Source organism: Psychrobacter sp. (assembly GCF_018260395.1).
Taxonomy (GTDB): Bacteria; Pseudomonadota; Gammaproteobacteria; order Pseudomonadales; family Moraxellaceae; genus Psychrobacter.
In genome coordinates, this window is record NZ_JAGLBC010000015.1 from 1 (window position 1) to 18,242 (window position 18,242).

Below are 18,242 nucleotides of genomic sequence, written 5' to 3' on the forward strand. Positions count from 1 at the left end.
TTAAGGCTTCAATGGTTACATACATTGAATATATAGCATTATTTAATGCGTAAAAAAATGCTTGTAGAGCATCTTGCACTACAAGCATATCACAATGATCTATCTCACTCTTATTGTTAAATCATAAGTCAATAGTCATTTGACAAGTTTCAACATGCTATTGGCAGTTATAACATTACCATATGATCGATTGAGTCGCCCAAGTAAAAAACTCATTTGGTAACACGCCCACATATAGCACAATTAGCGTAACTAGCATGACCATGATACCACCAACTTGAATGCCCCAGTCGCCTAAAGCATCAAACTCAATAGTTTTATTAGGACGTTTAAATAAGGTTAACATCACACGTAAGTAATAGAATAAACCTAAAGCACTACCTAAGATAATCATAGCGGCTAAGAACCATTCACGACCGTCTATCGCTGCAACTATTGCAAAGAACTTAGTAATAAATCCTGCAGTCAATGGAACACCAGCCATAGATAATAACATCACAGTCATCACACCAGTCAAGACAGGACGACGCCAGAATAGACCCTGATAGTGATATAACTCTGAAGCTTCACCAGCGTCTTTGTATGTACTAGACATTAGAGTTATTACCCCAAACAGACCCAAGGATGTTAAAGCATACATTGCCATATACATATTAGTGATCGCATAAGCGCCTGGACCAATACTAACCGCCACTACCAATACATATCCCATATGCGCAATTGATGAATAACCCAATAGACGCTTTAAATTGGTCTGGCGTAATGCCAATAAGTTACCAAATAAGATGGACAATGTTGCAATGACCATAATTAAGGTATTAACAGTAGGCAATGCTAAAATGGCCGCATCCAACATAAATCTAATTGCCAGTGCCATCATAGCTACTTTTGAAACTGAGGCTAAATAAGTCGCTACTGGAGCAGGTGCACCTTGATAAACATCAGGTGTCCAAATATGAAAGGGTGCTGCTGATAATTTAAAGGCGATGCCAAATATCATCATAGCCGCGCCAACAATCATTAATGGCGATTCAAAGACATTATTTAAAGCCTGGGCAATGCCTTTGAAATCTAGAGTACCAGTTGAAGCATAAATAAACGCCATACCCATTAACAAGGTTGCAGATGCTGTAGCAGAGAGTACCAAATACTTTAGACCAGACTCTAAAGAACGGGTACGCATGAAAGTATAAGCTAACATACCATATAAAGGAACTGACAACAGCTCAAGACTCATAAAGAACGACGCTAGATTATGTGCCGATACCATTAGCAAGGCGCCAATAGTCGACAATAACAACAGCATGTAGAGCTCTTCTTTATGGTCTTTAAAAGTTTTAAAGTAAGGATAAGCTAAGGTACAGCAAGCCAATGATGATAAGAATATAAACACCATATTGAACTGAGCAAAGGGATCTATGATAAACATACCACTGACGACAACTTGCTCAGGTCTACCAAACCAGCCCATCATTTGACCTATTAGGGTTATTAAACCTGCGTTTAACCCTATAACTGTCAAAGTACCTGTTAAAAAATGTGAACGCTTCATGGCTATTGACAGCATCACCACTAATAATGTTATTGCTATGATTATAACTGGAGTAAAAGGAACTAATACAGGCCAAGCATTTGCTAGAAGATTATTCATTAACGTACCTCCACTGCAGCAACTGCTGACTGTATTGAATCTACAGCTTCATAATTAACAACTTCATGATAATTATAAGCATTATTAATCCACTGCATAGCATGACTTGAAGTGTCCAGTACAGTTTGTGGATATAACCCCAACCAAACCAAACCTATTGCCAAGATTGCAAGCAACATAAGCTCACGTTTGTTCAAATCATAAAGATTGATAGACTTATGTTCCACTTCTTCACCTTCATAACTATGATTAATTATGTGGTTAGAATTGTTGCCATTTATAGCCATTGATGCCGTAGCTGGCTGTGTTACCTTCGTCTCAGTAGTATGAGCATTAACAACATCCGTCTTAGCTGCAAACTTTGGTACAGTTTCTTCACCGAATAAAGCACGATAAATAATAATTAATGAATACAGACCTGCCCAAACTAAACTAAAGGTTGCGATAACAACAAATACTGGATACTGTTCAAAAGACCCAAGCAAAATTAGGATTTCGCCAATAAAGTTGCCTGTACCTGGAATACCTAATAAAGCCGCACAGAAAAACATTAATAAAGGTGCAAAGTATCTAAATTGACCCCACATACCGCCCATTAATGGTAATTCACGGGTGTGCATACGTTCATACAATTGACCCGCCATAATAAATAATGCTGCTGATGATAAACCGTGCGCCAACATCTGTACCATAAGACCTTGTAAGCTAAGTAAACTACCAGCATAAATAGCCAATACCACAAAGCCCATGTGCGAAATACTGGTGTAGGCCAATAAGCGCTTAATATCAGTTTGGGCAAATGCCAACCAAGCACCGTAGAAAATACCAATCGCTCCCAAGGTCATAGCAATTGGTGCAAATTCATGTGATGCGGTTGGGAATAAAGGTAATACAAATCGAATTAACCCATATGCGGCTGTTTTAATCAATATACCTGCTAAGTCAACAGAACCTGCTGTTGGGGCTTGGGCATGAGCATCTGGCAACCAACCATGGAAGGGCATCACAGGTAATTTAACCGCAAAACCGATAAAGAAACAAAGCATAATGGGATATTCCCACCCGCCCAATTGTGTACCTAGTAAATCATTGTAGTTAAAGCTTAGAATGCCTGAAGCACGATAGTTCATTAAAACCAGTAATAATATACCGATCAGCATAATTAAACCTGAAGCTTGGGTATAGATAAAGAACTTAGTGGCAGCATATTCTTTTGTTTTGCCATTGGTAGCATTATGACCCCAAATAGCAATAAGGAAATAAATTGGAACTAACATCATCTCCCAAAAGAAGAAGAATAAGAATAAATCTAGCGCTAAGAATACGCCAATTACACCGCCTAAACTCCATAGCAAATTCAGATGGAAGAAACCTACTCGGCGCTGAATTTCACCCCAAGAACAGCCAACTGCCATGATACCTAAGAATGCAGTTAGCGAAACCATCATTAAAGACATACCATCAAGCGCTAAATGGAAACTTATTCCAAATGACTCAATCCAAGGTACACTAAATTGAGCAAACCAAGGTAATTGAGCTGTTGGCGCTAACACTTGCTGACTCAAACCCGAAAATCCACCTTCTCGCCACAATAATAGTGTCATGGCAAAGGTAATAATCATCCCGATTAAGGCAATCCAACGTGGCAGTTTATTATTGATTTTTTCTACTAGCCAACATAATGTACCCGCGATGAACGGGGTAGCAATTAATGCTGGCAACATCCAAGCTAATTGAAATTCTGTCATCTTAAACCACCGTCGTCATGACTAGTATCAATAACACTGCCATCCCCAATCCAAAGCTTGCGGCATATCCTCGAAGTGAACCTGTCTGAGTCATGGCCATCACTTTGTTTCCTGCTGAAGCTAGTGCAGGTAAGATGTTCCATGTCTTATCAACAGGATCCGCTTTAAGTAATTTACCAATTAATAAAAATGGTTTAACGAAGACTATGTCATATAAAGCATCAAAGCCTAAACCGTTGTAACACCAGTAATAGATAGCACTACCTAAACTTGACGCTTTAAACTTAGCCAGTAATCTACCCTTGTTAACCACATAAAGTAATAATGCTAAAATCAAACCAGTTGCCATTGCACCCATAGCAATAAATTCTGCTGTATGTTTGGCATGTGCGTCACCATTTACTTCAAGTAAATGACCTACACTCTCAGGTAATACACCGTGTAATGGTGGTGTGATTAATGCACCTACTGCCGTTGAAAGCACTAGCAGCACTACTAGGGGCAATTGATAAGAGATGCCGGTTAGTTTTTCTGCATGAGTTTTTTCTTCACCAAAAAAAGTAAACCAAATCATACGGAAAGTATAAAGAGACGTTAATAGAGCTCCAAATATACCCATATAAAATAATACTTGATGACCCGTAGCATAGGTTTCCCACAGGATGGCTTCTTTAGAATAAAAACCAACTGTAATCCAAGGTATAGCTGCTAATGCACTGCCACCCACTATAAAGCACCAAAATACTAAAGGTATTTTTTTACGTAAACCGCCCATCTTAAAGATATTTTGTTCATGATGAACAGAGGTGATTACTGCACCAGCAGATAAGAATAGTAAAGCTTTAAAGAAAGCATGAGTCATTAAGTGAAAAATGGCCCCTTGCCAAGCTCCTACACCTAAAGCTAAGAACATATAACCAATTTGGCTCATAGTCGAATAGGCTAAAATACGTTTAATGTCAGTTTGTGCCAATGCACAGAACCCAGCTACCAATAAGGTTATCGCTCCTACTGCACCTACCCAATAAAGTAATATGCCTGGCGTTAACATAAATAGTGGATGTAAACGAGCAATTAGATATACACCAGCCGTAACCATAGTTGCAGCGTGAATCAAAGCAGAAACAGGAGTCGGACCTGCCATTGCGTCTGCTAACCAAGTATGTAATGGAATCTGTGCTGACTTACCCATTGCACCACCCACTAACATCATAGTGGCTAATATCATGGTTGGATTGTTAACACTAAACATCTTAGGTGCTTGAGTAATAATATCTTGAATGTTTAATGTTCCGAATTCACGGAATAATAAGAACATACCAAAGGCTAAGAACACATCACCAATACGAGTCACTGTAAATGCTTTCATTGCAGCGCGACCATTGGCACGGTCTTTATAATAGTAACCGATTAATAAATATGAACAGATACCTACTCCTTCCCATCCTAAATACAGAAGCAATAGATTATCCGCCAATACCAATAAAATCATACTGGCTACGAATAAATTCATATAGCTAAAGAAACGGGCAAAACCAATATCGCCCTTCATATACCATGAGGCAAAAAGGTGGATTAGAAAACCCACTCCTGTAATCACACCTAGCATAGTTAGAGCTAAACCATCAAAACTTAGACCAAAAGCTGGAGCAAAGTCGCCTACTTGTAACCAAGTCCATAAAGGTATGTTGATTACAGTGCTAGGATCATTGTTTTGTAAATAGCTTACAGATGCAATTAAAGCACATAATGCAGATAGGCCCATACTACCAACGCCTAACCACTTCGCTGCGTCTTCTGATAAGTGATCCCGCATTGCCGCCAATATTAGGAAGCTTATCGCTGGAAATATAAAGGTTAACGCTAATAAACTCATTTCATTAACCTCTCATCTCATTAGCCGAATCAATATCTAAATGACCGCGGCGATGGTAGAACTGCAATAGAATGGCTAAGCCAAGTGAAGCTTCAGCAGCAGCCAAAGTTAAGATAAATATAAACATAACTTGACCGTCAGCGCTTAACCAATGACTACCCGCTACGATAAATGCTAACCCTGCAGCACTCATCATAATCTCTAAGCTCATTAACATGAATAAAAAGTTACGACGAACCATAACACCGCATAAACCAATCGCAAAAATAATAGTAGCTAAAATTAAGCCATGCTCCATGGGAATAGGTCCCACTATAGAATTCTCATTAATATAATAATTAGGTGTACCGTTCACCATTTCTACAGGCTTAACTTGTAATGACTGAACAGATGTAGCTGAATCCGTCTCACTATTAATACTAGTACCACCTTGGGTATTAACTGTATCAGAGGTTGCAGTTGCCATTAACTATCCTCCTTGTTGTGCAGGTTCGATCTCGAATTATATAGGGCATCATTTTTGTTTCGAGTAGTGTCATTAACAAAGTCATTGGCATCAATAGGTTGATAATCTTCTAACCCATTAACATGGCCTCTTGGCGCTGAAATACGGCTCGTATGGCTTTCATTTTCATCATCAAGTGCTCTTTTACCCAAATGGTAAGCGGCAACTAGTGCAGCCAATAATAAAAGTGCTGCCACTTCTACCAATAGTAAATATTTGGTAAATAAGGCAATACCTACGTGCTTAGCAGAGATAGTTTGTGCACCAATCGTTGCCGTACTAGCCGTACCATCTAAAGTTGTATGTCCATTACCTAATGAAAGCATATAAACCAAAACAATAGCTATAATAAATGTTAATGCTCCTGGTATCGCCCAAACCTCTGCAGCTAGCCATTTACTTTCTCGTACATCATTTTTGGTACCTAAGTTCAACATCATAATTACGAATACAAACAGTACCAGAATTGCACCTGCATATACGATAACTTGTAACGCCCCAGCAAAAGGAGCGCCTATAATAAAAAATATCCCTGCCAGTGCCAATAATGTCACAATCATAGACAAAATAGCATGCACAGGATTAGCAAGCATAATCACACGTAAGCTGGCAATAATTGCTACTAGACCTAACGTATAAAATCCTACCAGTGCTGTATTATCAAACCAGTGTAGCCAACTCATGGCAATAGACTCCTTAAATCGACAGGTTGTGCCTCATTTTGAGCACCACCTTTTGGTTTGTCTTTAATCGCCATACCGCTAACACGGTAATAATTATAGTCTGGGTATTTACCGGGACCTGAGATTAGTAAATGTTCTTTTTCATATACTAAGTTCTGACGTACATATTCACCTAACTCAAAATCTGGAGTCAGCTGAATGGCAGTTGTCGGGCAAGCTTCTTCACACATACCACAAAAAATGCAGCGAGAGAAGTTAATACGGAAAAACTCAGGGTACCAGCGCCCATCTTCACGCTCGGCTTTTTGTAATGAAATACAAGCCACAGGACAAGCTACCGCACATAAGTTACAAGCCACGCAGCGCTCATCTCCATCAGGATCACGGGTCAGGACAATACGACCCCTGAAACGTGGCGGCACAGGTACTGGCTGTTCAGGATACAATATAGTATCTCGAGGTCTAAACGCATGACTGTTAACCATCCACATAGAACGCACAATGGTAAACATGCCCACGACTGTATCTTTCAACGTTTTAAACATGTTAACTTCTCTAATTGCTTATCAGTGATAAAAGCTTTAAAACCTATGAATTCAACCTATTCAACACTTTATGGATCTTGTAGCTGTTTAAATTTAATTGATGTTTAAATTAAATAGTTGCTAAATTAAATAGCTGTTTAAATTAAATGTTCAGGTTTTATTGAGCCTATCAAACCTAATAAATAGAAGATTAAAAACCTAGTATTTTATTATTACACCAAGTTTTACTTAACTATACTTTATTTGTCTAATTGACAATTATCATTAAAATTCGATTTAGGTAGCAGAAATCAATATTAGAGCTGCTGTGATCAATAGATTTATCAATGTGACTGGCAGACACACCTTCCAACCAAAATTCATGACTTGATCATATCTTGGACGCATCAAAGAACCACGTGCCAATACAAACATTGTCATAAAAAATAAAGTCTTGATCATAAACCAAAAAGCTGGCGGCAAAATCGTAAAGCCAAGATTTAAGGGAGCATCCCACCCACCAAAAAATAAACAAGTCATTAATGCTGAAATAAGTACAACGTTAACGTATTCACCAATAAAGAACATACCAAACTTCATGCCTGAATATTCGACATGATAGCCTTCAGCAAGTTCTTGCTCAGCTTCAGGTTGATCAAAAGGATGTCTATGAGTTACTGCCACACCGGCCACAATAAAAGTTAAGAAGCCTAAGAATTGTGGAAAAACATTCCAATGCCAAAAGCCGCCTTGTTGTGCCACTACAATTTCTCGTAGGTTAAAAGAACCAGTCATTGCCACAACGCCCATCAATGATAAGCCTAGAAATACCTCATAACTAATGGTTTGTGCTGCAGAACGAAGTCCACCTAATAAAGAGAATTTATTCTCAGAAGCCCATCCCCCAAACATAACGGCATACACCGCCATACCGGCCATTGCAAAGAAGAATAAGATACCAATATTCCAATCTGAAACACCTAATGTTGGTGAGATTGGAATAATGGCAAAAGAGGCTAAAGCGGTAAACATGGCGATGGCTGGCGCCAAGATAAACATGAATTTATCAGCAAACTTAGGCGTCCAATCCTCTTTAAAGAAGATTTTTAACATATCAGCCACAAGTTGCAACGAACCCCATGGTCCTACTCGGTTTGGACCATAACGATCTTGCCATAAAGCCAGCATACGACGCTCATAAATAATCATTAATGCAGCGACACTGACAACGACTAAGAAAATGACCAGTGCTTGACCCACCATAAATAAGATGTTCCAAGCCTCAACCGAAAGGCTTTGGCTAAGAAAGCCTGGTACATCAGGGATAATTCGTATAGATTCCATATTAACCTCCCTGACCCTCTAACTGTGGTTTATTATTAGCTTCTATTGATACTTTAATTTTTGGCGGATCTATCTTCACAACTGAGGCAGGTAAATGCCCATGTAAAATAGGCACCTGACCTACAGGATATCCAATACAGCCTTCTGCCATATAAAGTACAATAGTCACTGGTAGCTCAAATCGTTGACCGTCTACAGTGATAGCTAACCAATCATTATTGCTAACTTGCCAATGTGCAGCATCCTCAGCTCCTATATAAAAAGCTGGTAGTTGCATTTGATTTGCAATAACAGGACTTCTATGTGCCATAGCAGAACTACCATACATATTATGTACTGGAACTAATTTTGCTTGGCCTTGAAAAATACTGGTCTTAATTGGCTGTACTGCTTCAGGACGAACATACTCGCGTTTAGCATATTTTTTGGTTTCATCAATTAAATCAAATAAACGAATACCAGGATCACCCTGCTTTAAGTTGCCGCCTATTTTATCCTGATATTTGTTCCAAGCTTGTGGTGAGTTCCAACCTGGTGCTTGTGCAAACGGAATCATTGACCCAGGCGTTTGAGTACCACTATAACCTTCCATTGAGAAGGTTAAGCCCGTGTCTAAATCTTTAGGTTGCATAGGCTCATGAACTGATAGGTTGGCACGCATAGCAGTACGGCCTGAATAGCGTCTAGGTTCACGTGCAATTTTTAAGCCTGTGATTCGAAAATCTGAATCAGGAGCCGCTTGCTTAATACCTTCTAAATTAGGATGAGTCTTAACCAATTCATTGATTACATCGTCAAGTTGAGTCCAGTCTAAAGGTAATTGATTCAAGCTGGTTTCAACGGCATGTAACCAACGCCATCCTTCTTTAATACAGTTTTTTGCATCATAGTAAGTTGGGTCATAAACTTGGAAGAAACGCTGAGCACGACCCTCAGCAGATACTAAAGTACCGTCTGCCTCTGCAAAACTTGCAGCAGGTAAAACAATATCCACAAATTTATGCCAATGTAAGTTCTGATGATCTAGAGCAATCACAGTCTTATCATTTAACAATTGAGCTAGCTTTTCAATATCTAGCGCATCAGTTAGCTGATTTTCAGCGACTATGACAGCATCAAAGTCAGTTGCTAATAACTCTTCAACTGGCTTGCCACCCAACAAGCATACCCCAAAACTATTGGTATCCGGCACGCTCAAATACAAGCCTGCTTGCTTAATATAGTTTTTGTTAGGTTGTTTTAACTCTAAAGGCTTTTCATTTGGGTCACGCTCTAAATCTTTTGCAACACTTGACTGTCCCGCCTGATCTGGCTTAGCTTCTAATTCTTGGTCTTCAGATGGCTGCTTATCGGTTTGCTGGGCTAGAACTTTAGCATTATGAGCCTCAATCTGTTGTAATTCATAAGCTTTAATATCATCACGCTTATTAGACAAAGCTTGAGCAATATGGGCTGATGCTTCAATAATAGCCACACTAAATTGACCAGTTCCTGAAACCACTAATGGCTTATCGGCTGTAACCAAATCAAAAGCAATCTGTTGTGCCAAAGCTTGCAAAGGGTCTATTAGCTCGTTGTGTTCAGTAATATTGTTACTTTGACTGTCTTTGATTTGCTCAATATCATTACTTAAAGCTTTAATCACATCCGCTACTGTGAATCCTAAACTTGTGATATCTTCAGGTGTAGCAACACAGCTCACTTTGCTGATATCATCAAGCTTGGTTTGCACCGTATCAATCACGTATACAGGGCTTAATTCTTTTTGTCCAATACGCTCAACTGGCTCTGCTAACCAAGTCTCAGTTTTTAGTGCTTGAGCCATTTTAAGCTTTTTGTTTTTAGCAGCTTGGCGAATGGCTAAAGCGATACGAGGACTTGTTTGGGTAATATCTTCACCCAATACTAGTACCGCATCATACTCTTCAATCTCAGCCATCGTAGGATTATATATACCTTGGGTATTTAATACTTCAATACATTTTTCGACCAAAATTTGCTGATGGTTATTCAAACCTGTTGAGAAGTTATCAAATCCAACTAGTTTTTTTAAGGCAAAGTTAGTTTCCAAACTGGCTCGCGGTGAACCAATACCAATAACTTTTTTACCTTTTATGCGTTTAACCGTTTCATCTAAAGCATAATCTAAATTGATTTTGACATGCCTATCGTTCATATGCTCAATAGCTTGAAGAGGTCTATCTTCACGGTTTACATAACCGTAGCTAAAACGCCCTAAATCACATAAGAAATAACGATTTACTTCACCGTTATAACGATTCTCAATACGACGAAGTTCACCATAACGTTCACCAGCTGAAATATTACAGCCTGCAGAACAGCCATGACAAATACTTGGCGCATATTGCATATCCCATTTACGATTATAACGATCTGAATGTGTCTTATCGGTAAATACGCCTGTTGGGCAAACTTCTGTTAAGTTACCAGAAAATTCACTTTCAAATTGACCATCTTTATCTCGTCCAAAATAAACACGGTTGTTTGAAGCATAAACCCCTAAATCTTCACCACCGGCATAATCTTTATAATAGCGAACGCAGCGATAACAAGCGATACAACGGTTCATTTCATGCGCTATGAAAGGCCCTAACTCTTGGTTATGGTGAGTACGTTTGGTAAAACGATAGCGACGTTTGTTATGACCTGACATATAAGTCATGTCTTGCAAATGACAATGTCCACCTTCTTCACATGTTGGACAGTCATGAGGGTGGTTGGTCATTAAGAATTCAACAATAGATTTTCGAAATTCTTTTGCTTCAGTATCGTCGACAGATATATACATGTCATTGGTAGGAGCTACCATACAGGACATGACCAATCGACCTTTCCCTGCTGCTGCATCTTCTGCGTTGTTGAACTGCTTTACCGCGCACTGACGGCATGAGCCGACTGAACCAAGTGCAGGGTGATAGCAGAAATAAGGCACATCGATACCCAGTGACAAACACGCTTCTAAAAGGTTGTCTGACCCGTTTACCTCGACCTGCTTACCGTCAATATGTATGACCGCCATGCCTGTTTCTACTCCTCTACTTCACATCACTAGGATTAGAAGTTGGGGTCTTAGTCCCAGCTTCAGCACCTGCTTTTGTATCCGAATTTATGTTGCTACCGGTATTTGAGCTTAAATTTAACGATGCTACAGAACCACTGCTTCCCATAGTAGACATAACTTTTTTGATTTCCGTCTCAGCCCATTCAGAAGTTTCAGCATCAACTTCGATCGTGGGAACCACAATTTTGCTATCAAATTCGTGACGGAAATATTTAAGTGCGCTCATTAATGGTTCCATGGCTCCAGGAGCATGCGCGCAAAAAGTTTTACCTAACCATAAATCTCGAGTTAAGCCTTGCAGTTTTTCTACATCGCCCACCTGTCCGTGTCCATCGTCAATGGCGGTTAATAACTTAACGCCCCATGGTAATCCGTCACGGCAAGGGGTACAAAAACCGCAAGACTCACGTTGAAAGAATATTTCTAAGTTTTTTAGTAGTGGTACCATGTCTTGAGATTCATCAACTACCATAATCAGACCTGTACCCATACGGCTACCTGCTTTTTGAATGCTGTCAAAATCCATGGATACATCTAAATGCTCTGTGGTTAAAAAGTCGGTAGAAGCGCCACCTGGCAACCAAGCTTTCAATCGCTTGCCCTGTATCATACCACCTGCGAAATCTTCAATAATTTCGCGAGCTGTATAACCAAATGGCAACTCCCATAAACCTGGATCATTAACCAAGCCTGAACAACCAAATATTTTAGTACCAGGTGTAGTGCTATTACCTTTTTCATTGGGTAAAGACTGGTACCAGTCTACTCCATTTATTAAAATCGCTGACATATTGCAGAGCGTTTCAACGTTGTTCACAACAGTAGGTCTTCCCCATGCACCTGAAACTTGAGGAAATGGAGGTTTAGTACGTGGATTGGCACGGCGACCTTCAAGACAATTGATCAGCGCAGTCTCTTCGCCACAGATATAACGACCTGCACCTGTATGCACATGTAAGTTGAAGCTGAAATCTGAGCCTAAGATATTTTCGCCCATTAAATTATTAGCTTTACACTCATCAATGGCTGCAATTAGTCGCTCAGCTGCCAAAATATATTCACCACGAATAAAGATATAGCCGTCTGTTGCACCAATAGCATGAGCAGTAATTAACATACCTTCAATTAACAAAAATGGTAGGCGTTCCATTAATAAACGGTCTTTAAAGGTACCTGGCTCCATTTCATCAGCATTACAGATTAGATAGCGAGGCCCACCATCTGGCGGTGTCATAAAAGTCCATTTTAAACCAGCATTAAAGCCTGCACCACCACGCCCACGTACATTTGCAGCTTTAATCATATCGCCAACTTCTTTTGGCGCTTTATCAAGTGCAAGTTTTAAACCTTCAAAGCCACGTAAAGACTGATAAGTGGCTAAGTCTAATATAGCGTCATGGTGAGCCAAACGCCAAGTTAATGGTTTGGTTTCAATTGTGGCTGTCGTTTTATCACCATATATAGGTACACGTTGATCATTCAATTGACTAGGCGCATGACCCTGTTCACGGCGTGCAAACTGCTCTGCAATGGTCAATTTTGGCGTTGCCGTATTATTAATAGTAGATAAAGTTATTTCATTGTGACTCATGGATAATACTCCAACAACTCGGCTACCTGATCAGGAGTAACAGGACCAAAAGTATCTTCATCAATTAAAACAGCAGGACCTTTGTCACAGTTACCTAAGCAGCAAATGGGCAATAAGGTAAAACGACCATCTGCTGTGGTCTGACCATATCCGATACCTAATTGTGATTGTAACTCAGCAGATAACGCTTCATAACCTGTTAAATAACAAGCAATAGAGTCACAAACCAGAATTACATGGCGGCCTACTGGAGAGCGGTAAATACGGTTAAAGAAAGTAGCAACCCCTTCAATATCGGTTACAGGCACATCAAGTAAATTTGCTATGGCATTCACCTGAGCATCATCTACCCACCCCTTACGCTTTTGAACCAGTTTCAATGCATCCAGCGATGCTGCTCGTGCTTGAGGATAATGATGAATAAACTCATGAATCCCCTCAATTTCTTGAGCAGTCAAGATGCTGGCTACATCTACGGTTGGGGTTTTATCGGTCACAATCTTAATCATTGTATTATTTTCTCTTTAACTGCTAGCCAAATCTAATTATAAGCGGCTGGCTGAATACCCTAGAAAATTGAAAACTATCCGCTAAGCTTTATCTGTCTGTATCTGCCATAACAATATCAATTGAGGCTAAATAGATAATTACGTCTGAAACTAAACTGCCATTAATAACAGAAGGCATTTGTTGTAAATGAGCAAATGTAGGGGTTCGAATTCGAGTACGGTAACTCATGGTCGATTTGTCAGAAGTAATATAATAGCTATTGATACCTTTGGTCGCTTCAACCATCATCGACGCTTCGCCTGCTGGCATGACAGGACCCCACGATACTGAGATAAAGTGGTTAATCAAAGTCTCAATATCATTTAAAGTACGGTCTTTAGGCGGCGGAACTGCCAATGGATGATCTGCTTTATAAGGACCGGAGGGCATATTATCCATACACTGTCTAATAATGCGCAGTGACTGACGAATCTCTTCAATCTTAACCATACAGCGGTCATACGCATCGCCGTTATAAGCCACAGGGATTTCAAAGTCGTAATTCTCATAGCCCATATAAGGACGTGCTTTACGTAAATCGAATTCCACACCTGTAGCTCGCAAACCTGCCCCAGTAACACCCCAAGCCAAGGCTTGTCTGGCGTTATATTGAGCCACATTCTGAGTACGGCCTTTCAATACCGAGTTTTCCATAGCTGCCTTGACATATTCGTCTAAACGCTTTGGCATCCAATCTAAGAACTCACGTACCAAACGCTGCCATCCACGAGGTAAGTCTGCTGCAGTCCCGCCAATACGGAACCAAGCTGGATGCATACGATATCCAGTAACAGCTTCAATAACATCATATGCTTTTTGACGGTCGGTAAACATATAAAATACAGGGGTCATACCACCAGCATCTTGAATAAAAGTACCGAAATACAGTAAGTTATTCGTGATACGGAAGAACTCGCTCATCATTACACGTATAGTTTGAGCACGTTCAGGTACTGTTATACCAGCTAATTGTTCAACAGCCATGACATAAGGTAGTTCATTCATTACACCACCAAGATAGTCAATTCGATCGGTGTAAGGAATATAAGAGTGCCAAGTTTGACGCTCAGCCATCTTCTCTGCACCACGGTGGTGATATCCAATATCAGGGATACAGTCAATGATCTCTTCACCATCAAGCTGAAGCACTAAACGAAATGCACCATGTGCAGACGGGTGGTTAGGACCTAGGTTCAAGAACATAAAGTCTTCATCACGACCACTACGTTTCATACCCCACTCTTCAGGACTAAAGCGCAAGTTTTCTTGCTCAAACTGTTGTTTAGCTGCATTTAGGAAATAAGGGGTAAATTCGGTAGCACGAGCATGATACTCTTTACGTAAGGGATGTCCTTCCCAGTATTTTGGCAATAAAATACGTGTTAAGTGTGGATGTCCTTCAAAGACAATACCGAACATATCCCATACTTCACGCTCATACCAGTTGGCATTTGGCCAAATCTTAGTAGCAGTAGGAATATCTAAATCATCTTCAGATAAAGCCACTTTAATACGAATATCACTATTACGCTCAAGAGACATCAAGTGGTAAAATACCGTGAAGTCACTGGCAGGTAACCCATCACGATGTTTACGTAATCGCTCATCAATGGCTGATAAATCAAGCAACATCACATAAGGCTTGGGTAACGTACGTAAGAACATAAGGATTTCGAGTAAATCACTTCGTCCAACCCAAATAGTAGGAATGCTGTCAAAAGTAAATTGCTCTGAAAATTTACCCGCAAATTTATGACCAAGTTCGCGCAGTACTGGATGCTGCGTTAAATTTGGATTGGCGCTATTAGAGTTAGTCGCGTTGCTATTATCCGTTACCATAGTTACCGCTTACCTCAGAGTCATTGCAATTATTGCGAATACAGAAGGGTGAGTGTTGTTGGTTCTTACTCTGTTATATCTTTAACAGAGCCAGTAAACATCATATTTTTCTTGTTTAAGTCTTATTATAAATCATCATCATTGGTCGCTGATTTATTTAGCCTATTAAAATGTTCTAATTAAATGCATTTATACAACACTATCTATTAACCCGTACATACTTACTGATAGTTGTTAGATAGTTTTAATCACCCTATAGTTATATACTGTCCGGGCTACGTAAGTTTTTAACTGCAATTCGATCTGCTTGCTTACGATCACGCTCAGGTAGCATTTGAGGTTGATATATGCCTTTATCATTGACATAAGCGCCTAATGGACGGCGCTCTTTAGTGATTGAGTCTTGTAATAGCATCAACCCTTGGATTAAAGCTTCTGGGCGAGGTGGACATCCTGGTACATAGACATCTACAGGAATGATTTTATCCACTCCTTGAACCACTGAATAAATATCGTACATGCCACCTGAATTTGCACATGAACCCATTGATATAACCCATTTAGGCTCAAGCATTTGCTCATATAAACGCTGAATAACTGGGGCCATCTTTACAAAACAAGTTCCTGCAACAATCATAACGTCAGCTTGGCGAGGGGATGCGCGAATAACTTCAGCACCAAAACGCGATAAGTCATGCACCGCAGTTAAGGTAGTTGCGTACTCAACATAGCAACATGAGGTACCAAAGTTGAATGGCCATAATGAATGCTTTCGCCCCCAGTTGGCAGAGGCATGCACCATGTCCTCAAGCTTACCCATAAACACATTACGATTTACCTCATCCTCTATAGGATCATTAACTGTTTGACGAGTTTGCGCAGGATAAGTATCGGCGTCAGGATTTGCGCGGGTTAGCGTATATTTCATGATATAACCCTTAACTTAAGAAGACGATTTGTTAGTTGAAGACGGTTTACTATTTAAAGACGAATTATTTGATGGGACTCTAAAATCAATACTGGTCACATTTCCGGTAACGTTAATACGATCGATATTGTCTAAATGACGTTTATTGGCATTAATATCGTTAGAAACGTTCACTTGTCCAGATGATTGGGCAGGTATTTTGCCAGTTGGGTCTGTATGAAGCTCTTCAATACCATTAAATTGAGTAATACTAGCTAGATTGAAACCTGCTGGCGCCTGAGTTAAGCGCTCCTTTCTACCACGCTTATCCGAAGGTGCCCAGTTCATCGCACCAAGTTTAAGCTCATATACTAAGCCTACAAATAAGATACCAATAAATACGGCTGCAGTAGCAAAGCCAATCCAGCCCACTTCCCTAACCGAGACTGAATAAGCATATAAATATAAGGCTTCTAAGTCGAAGATAACAAAAAAGATGGCTACAAGATAAAACTTGGCGGACATACGAATACGGGCATCGCCAGCTCCGACAACACCCGATTCAAACACTTCTTCTTTTTCTGTACCTTGAGAGCGCCCACCTAATAGACGTGGAACTACTAGCATGAATACTACCAACCCAATAGCAGCCAAGATAAAGGCTAATGCTGACCAATTAAAGGCGGAATTCATCTATATATCTCCTCACTGGCACGTATCCTTATATCATCACTATAAATAGATATTATTAGAGTAGTTAATACTAGGATACATTGGCTGGCAAAATTAAGGGGTTACTATACTTATTTTAGTGACAAAATGCTAATTAATTACTGAATGCGGAGGTCATGATTGAAAATAATATAAGCCTTTACAAGCAGTAACATTTATGACTTCGTAAAGCCGCACCCTTCGTTAAATTTTTGATTAATAATGTCTGAATTCTTATTTTTATAATTGCTATTATTCGTTAATGTTAGTCTCTTGAAAAACTAAATACTTTAAAGCTTAACATTAAGTGCGAGGTAAGGTTACCCCAATCTGACCCTGGTATTTACCACCACGATCTTTATAACTGGTTTCACAAACATCATCAGCGTCACTTTGGAAAAACAGCATTTGAGCCACTCCTTCTCCTGCATAGATACGTGCCGGTAAAGTAGTGGTGTTGCTAAATTCTAAAGTTACATGCCCTTCCCATTCTGGTTCTAAGGGCGTAACGTTGACGATTATACCACAGCGAGCATAAGTCGACTTGCCCAAGCAGATAGTTAAAACATCGCGAGGAATTCTAAAATACTCAACTGTACGTGCTAATGCGAAAGAATTAGGTGGAATGATACACTCATCTCCAACAATATCAATAAAACTATTTTGATCAAAGTTTTTCGGGTCTACAATTGCTGAATGCACATTGGTAAAAACCTTAAATTCACGAGCACAGCGCACATCATAACCGTAACTGGAGGTACCGTAACTTACTAGCTTTTCGCCTAAGTCATTAAAACGGACTTGTCCGGCTTCAAATGGCTCAATCATTCCATTTTCTTCAGCCATTTTACGTATCCATCGGTCAGATTTAATTGACATTTTACACCCTTAAACAGTTGATTCAAAAAATAACTCAAAATATACAAGTAGCACTTCAATAAATTAACAACATAAAAAAAGGTTGATTATAAGAGATTCAACCCGTTAATTACAGCTTTGTTACTTAAAGTATTACCCAACAAGCAGGGCAAACGCATACTTTTAAAAAAATTAATATTTTCAGTGACTTATAAATTCAGAAAATTAAAACCTAAATTTATAACTATTTGATTTTAAATGGAATTCCAGAAAAGTGTGCGTTTGCCCTGACCCAACAAGCTATTTTATGTAGCTATTTTACGCTCTTTAATATCATAGTGCTAACCATACTCGATATTATGCGTATAAAATTG

The 18,242-nt window shown here is 39.5% G+C and carries 14 protein-coding genes; all 14 read right to left on the reverse strand.

What is annotated here, in order from left to right; genetic code table 11:
* Positions 1–175 precede the first annotated feature (175 nt).
* The 14 genes from nuoN to dcd all read right to left on the reverse strand — a co-directional run bounded on the left by nuoN (position 176) and on the right by dcd (position 17,889).
* Positions 176–1,651, reverse strand: a complete 1,476-nt coding sequence (gene nuoN, locus QZ265_RS02465; RefSeq protein ID WP_296403063.1) for an NADH-quinone oxidoreductase subunit NuoN — start codon at positions 1,649–1,651, stop codon at positions 176–178.
* A complete protein-coding gene (gene nuoM, locus QZ265_RS02470; protein ID WP_296403065.1) occupies positions 1,651–3,399 on the reverse strand; it encodes an NADH-quinone oxidoreductase subunit M in 1,749 nt (582 codons plus the stop codon). The genes nuoN and nuoM overlap by 1 nt, the downstream gene beginning before the upstream one ends.
* A gap of 1 nt (position 3,400) precedes the next feature.
* Complete coding sequence (nuoL, locus tag QZ265_RS02475; RefSeq protein ID WP_296403067.1) at positions 3,401–5,275, reverse strand: NADH-quinone oxidoreductase subunit L; 1,875 nt, start codon at positions 5,273–5,275, stop codon at positions 3,401–3,403.
* Between the two features lie 4 nt (positions 5,276–5,279).
* Complete coding sequence (gene nuoK, locus QZ265_RS02480; protein ID WP_296403104.1) at positions 5,280–5,588, reverse strand: NADH-quinone oxidoreductase subunit NuoK; 309 nt, start codon at positions 5,586–5,588, stop codon at positions 5,280–5,282.
* A 152-nt stretch (positions 5,589–5,740) separates the two neighbouring features.
* A complete protein-coding gene (nuoJ, locus tag QZ265_RS02485; RefSeq protein ID WP_296403068.1) occupies positions 5,741–6,463 on the reverse strand; it encodes an NADH-quinone oxidoreductase subunit J in 723 nt (240 codons plus the stop codon).
* Positions 6,460–7,008 carry an NADH-quinone oxidoreductase subunit NuoI gene (gene nuoI, locus QZ265_RS02490; protein WP_296403070.1) on the reverse strand — a complete coding sequence of 183 codons (549 nt, stop codon included), beginning with the start codon at positions 7,006–7,008 and terminating at the stop codon, positions 6,460–6,462. Before nuoI ends, nuoJ begins: the two co-directional genes overlap by 4 nt.
* Positions 7,009–7,284: 276 nt before the next feature.
* Positions 7,285–8,331 carry an NADH-quinone oxidoreductase subunit NuoH gene (gene nuoH / locus QZ265_RS02495; protein WP_296403072.1) on the reverse strand — a complete coding sequence of 349 codons (1,047 nt, stop codon included), beginning with the start codon at positions 8,329–8,331 and terminating at the stop codon, positions 7,285–7,287.
* A gap of 1 nt (position 8,332) precedes the next feature.
* On the reverse strand, positions 8,333–11,371 hold the full coding sequence (nuoG, locus tag QZ265_RS02500) for an NADH-quinone oxidoreductase subunit NuoG (protein WP_296403074.1): 3,039 nt from the start codon (positions 11,369–11,371) through the stop codon (positions 8,333–8,335).
* A 16-nt stretch (positions 11,372–11,387) separates the two neighbouring features.
* A complete protein-coding gene (gene nuoF, locus QZ265_RS02505; RefSeq protein WP_296403076.1) occupies positions 11,388–13,004 on the reverse strand; it encodes an NADH-quinone oxidoreductase subunit NuoF in 1,617 nt (538 codons plus the stop codon).
* Positions 13,001–13,510: an NADH-quinone oxidoreductase subunit NuoE gene (nuoE, locus tag QZ265_RS02510; RefSeq protein WP_296403106.1), complete on the reverse strand. Its 510-nt coding sequence runs from the start codon at positions 13,508–13,510 to the stop codon at positions 13,001–13,003. Before nuoE ends, nuoF begins: the two co-directional genes overlap by 4 nt.
* Before the next feature lie 91 nt (positions 13,511–13,601).
* A complete protein-coding gene (gene nuoC / locus QZ265_RS02515) occupies positions 13,602–15,392 on the reverse strand; it encodes an NADH-quinone oxidoreductase subunit C/D (RefSeq protein WP_296403078.1) in 1,791 nt (596 codons plus the stop codon).
* Positions 15,393–15,651: 259 nt separating this feature from the next.
* The gene (locus QZ265_RS02520; protein ID WP_296403080.1) at positions 15,652–16,320 is read right to left on the reverse strand and encodes an NADH-quinone oxidoreductase subunit B; all 669 of its coding nucleotides are present in this window, start codon (positions 16,318–16,320) and stop codon (positions 15,652–15,654) included.
* A 15-nt stretch (positions 16,321–16,335) separates the two neighbouring features.
* Positions 16,336–16,992 (reverse strand): NADH-quinone oxidoreductase subunit A, encoded by a 657-nt coding sequence (locus QZ265_RS02525; RefSeq protein ID WP_296403081.1) that lies wholly within the window; start codon positions 16,990–16,992, stop codon positions 16,336–16,338.
* Positions 16,993–17,313: 321 nt separating this feature from the next.
* Complete coding sequence (gene dcd / locus QZ265_RS02530; protein WP_296403083.1) at positions 17,314–17,889, reverse strand: dCTP deaminase; 576 nt, start codon at positions 17,887–17,889, stop codon at positions 17,314–17,316.
* Positions 17,890–18,242: the final 353 nt, after the last annotated feature.

Bases quoted from the DNA above. Each gene is read 5' to 3' on its own strand.
- nuoJ (WP_296403068.1), bottom strand. From the start codon at position 6,463: ATGAGTTGGCTACACTGGTTTGATAATACAGCACTGGTAGGATTTTAT.
- nuoN (WP_296403063.1), bottom strand. From the start codon at position 1,651: ATGAATAATCTTCTAGCAAATGCTTGGCCTGTATTAGTTCCTTTTACT.
- nuoG (WP_296403074.1), bottom strand. From the start codon at position 11,371: ATGGCGGTCATACATATTGACGGTAAGCAGGTCGAGGTAAACGGGTCA.
- QZ265_RS02520 (WP_296403080.1), bottom strand. From the start codon at position 16,320: ATGAAATATACGCTAACCCGCGCAAATCCTGACGCCGATACTTATCCT.
- nuoH (WP_296403072.1), bottom strand. From the start codon at position 8,331: ATGGAATCTATACGAATTATCCCTGATGTACCAGGCTTTCTTAGCCAA.
- QZ265_RS02525 (WP_296403081.1), bottom strand. From the start codon at position 16,992: ATGAATTCCGCCTTTAATTGGTCAGCATTAGCCTTTATCTTGGCTGCT.
- nuoI (WP_296403070.1), bottom strand. From the start codon at position 7,008: ATGTTTAAAACGTTGAAAGATACAGTCGTGGGCATGTTTACCATTGTG.
- dcd (WP_296403083.1), bottom strand. From the start codon at position 17,889: ATGTCAATTAAATCTGACCGATGGATACGTAAAATGGCTGAAGAAAAT.
- nuoM (WP_296403065.1), bottom strand. From the start codon at position 3,399: ATGACAGAATTTCAATTAGCTTGGATGTTGCCAGCATTAATTGCTACC.
- nuoC (WP_296403078.1), bottom strand. From the start codon at position 15,392: ATGGTAACGGATAATAGCAACGCGACTAACTCTAATAGCGCCAATCCA.
- nuoL (WP_296403067.1), bottom strand. From the start codon at position 5,275: ATGAGTTTATTAGCGTTAACCTTTATATTTCCAGCGATAAGCTTCCTA.
- nuoF (WP_296403076.1), bottom strand. From the start codon at position 13,004: ATGAGTCACAATGAAATAACTTTATCTACTATTAATAATACGGCAACG.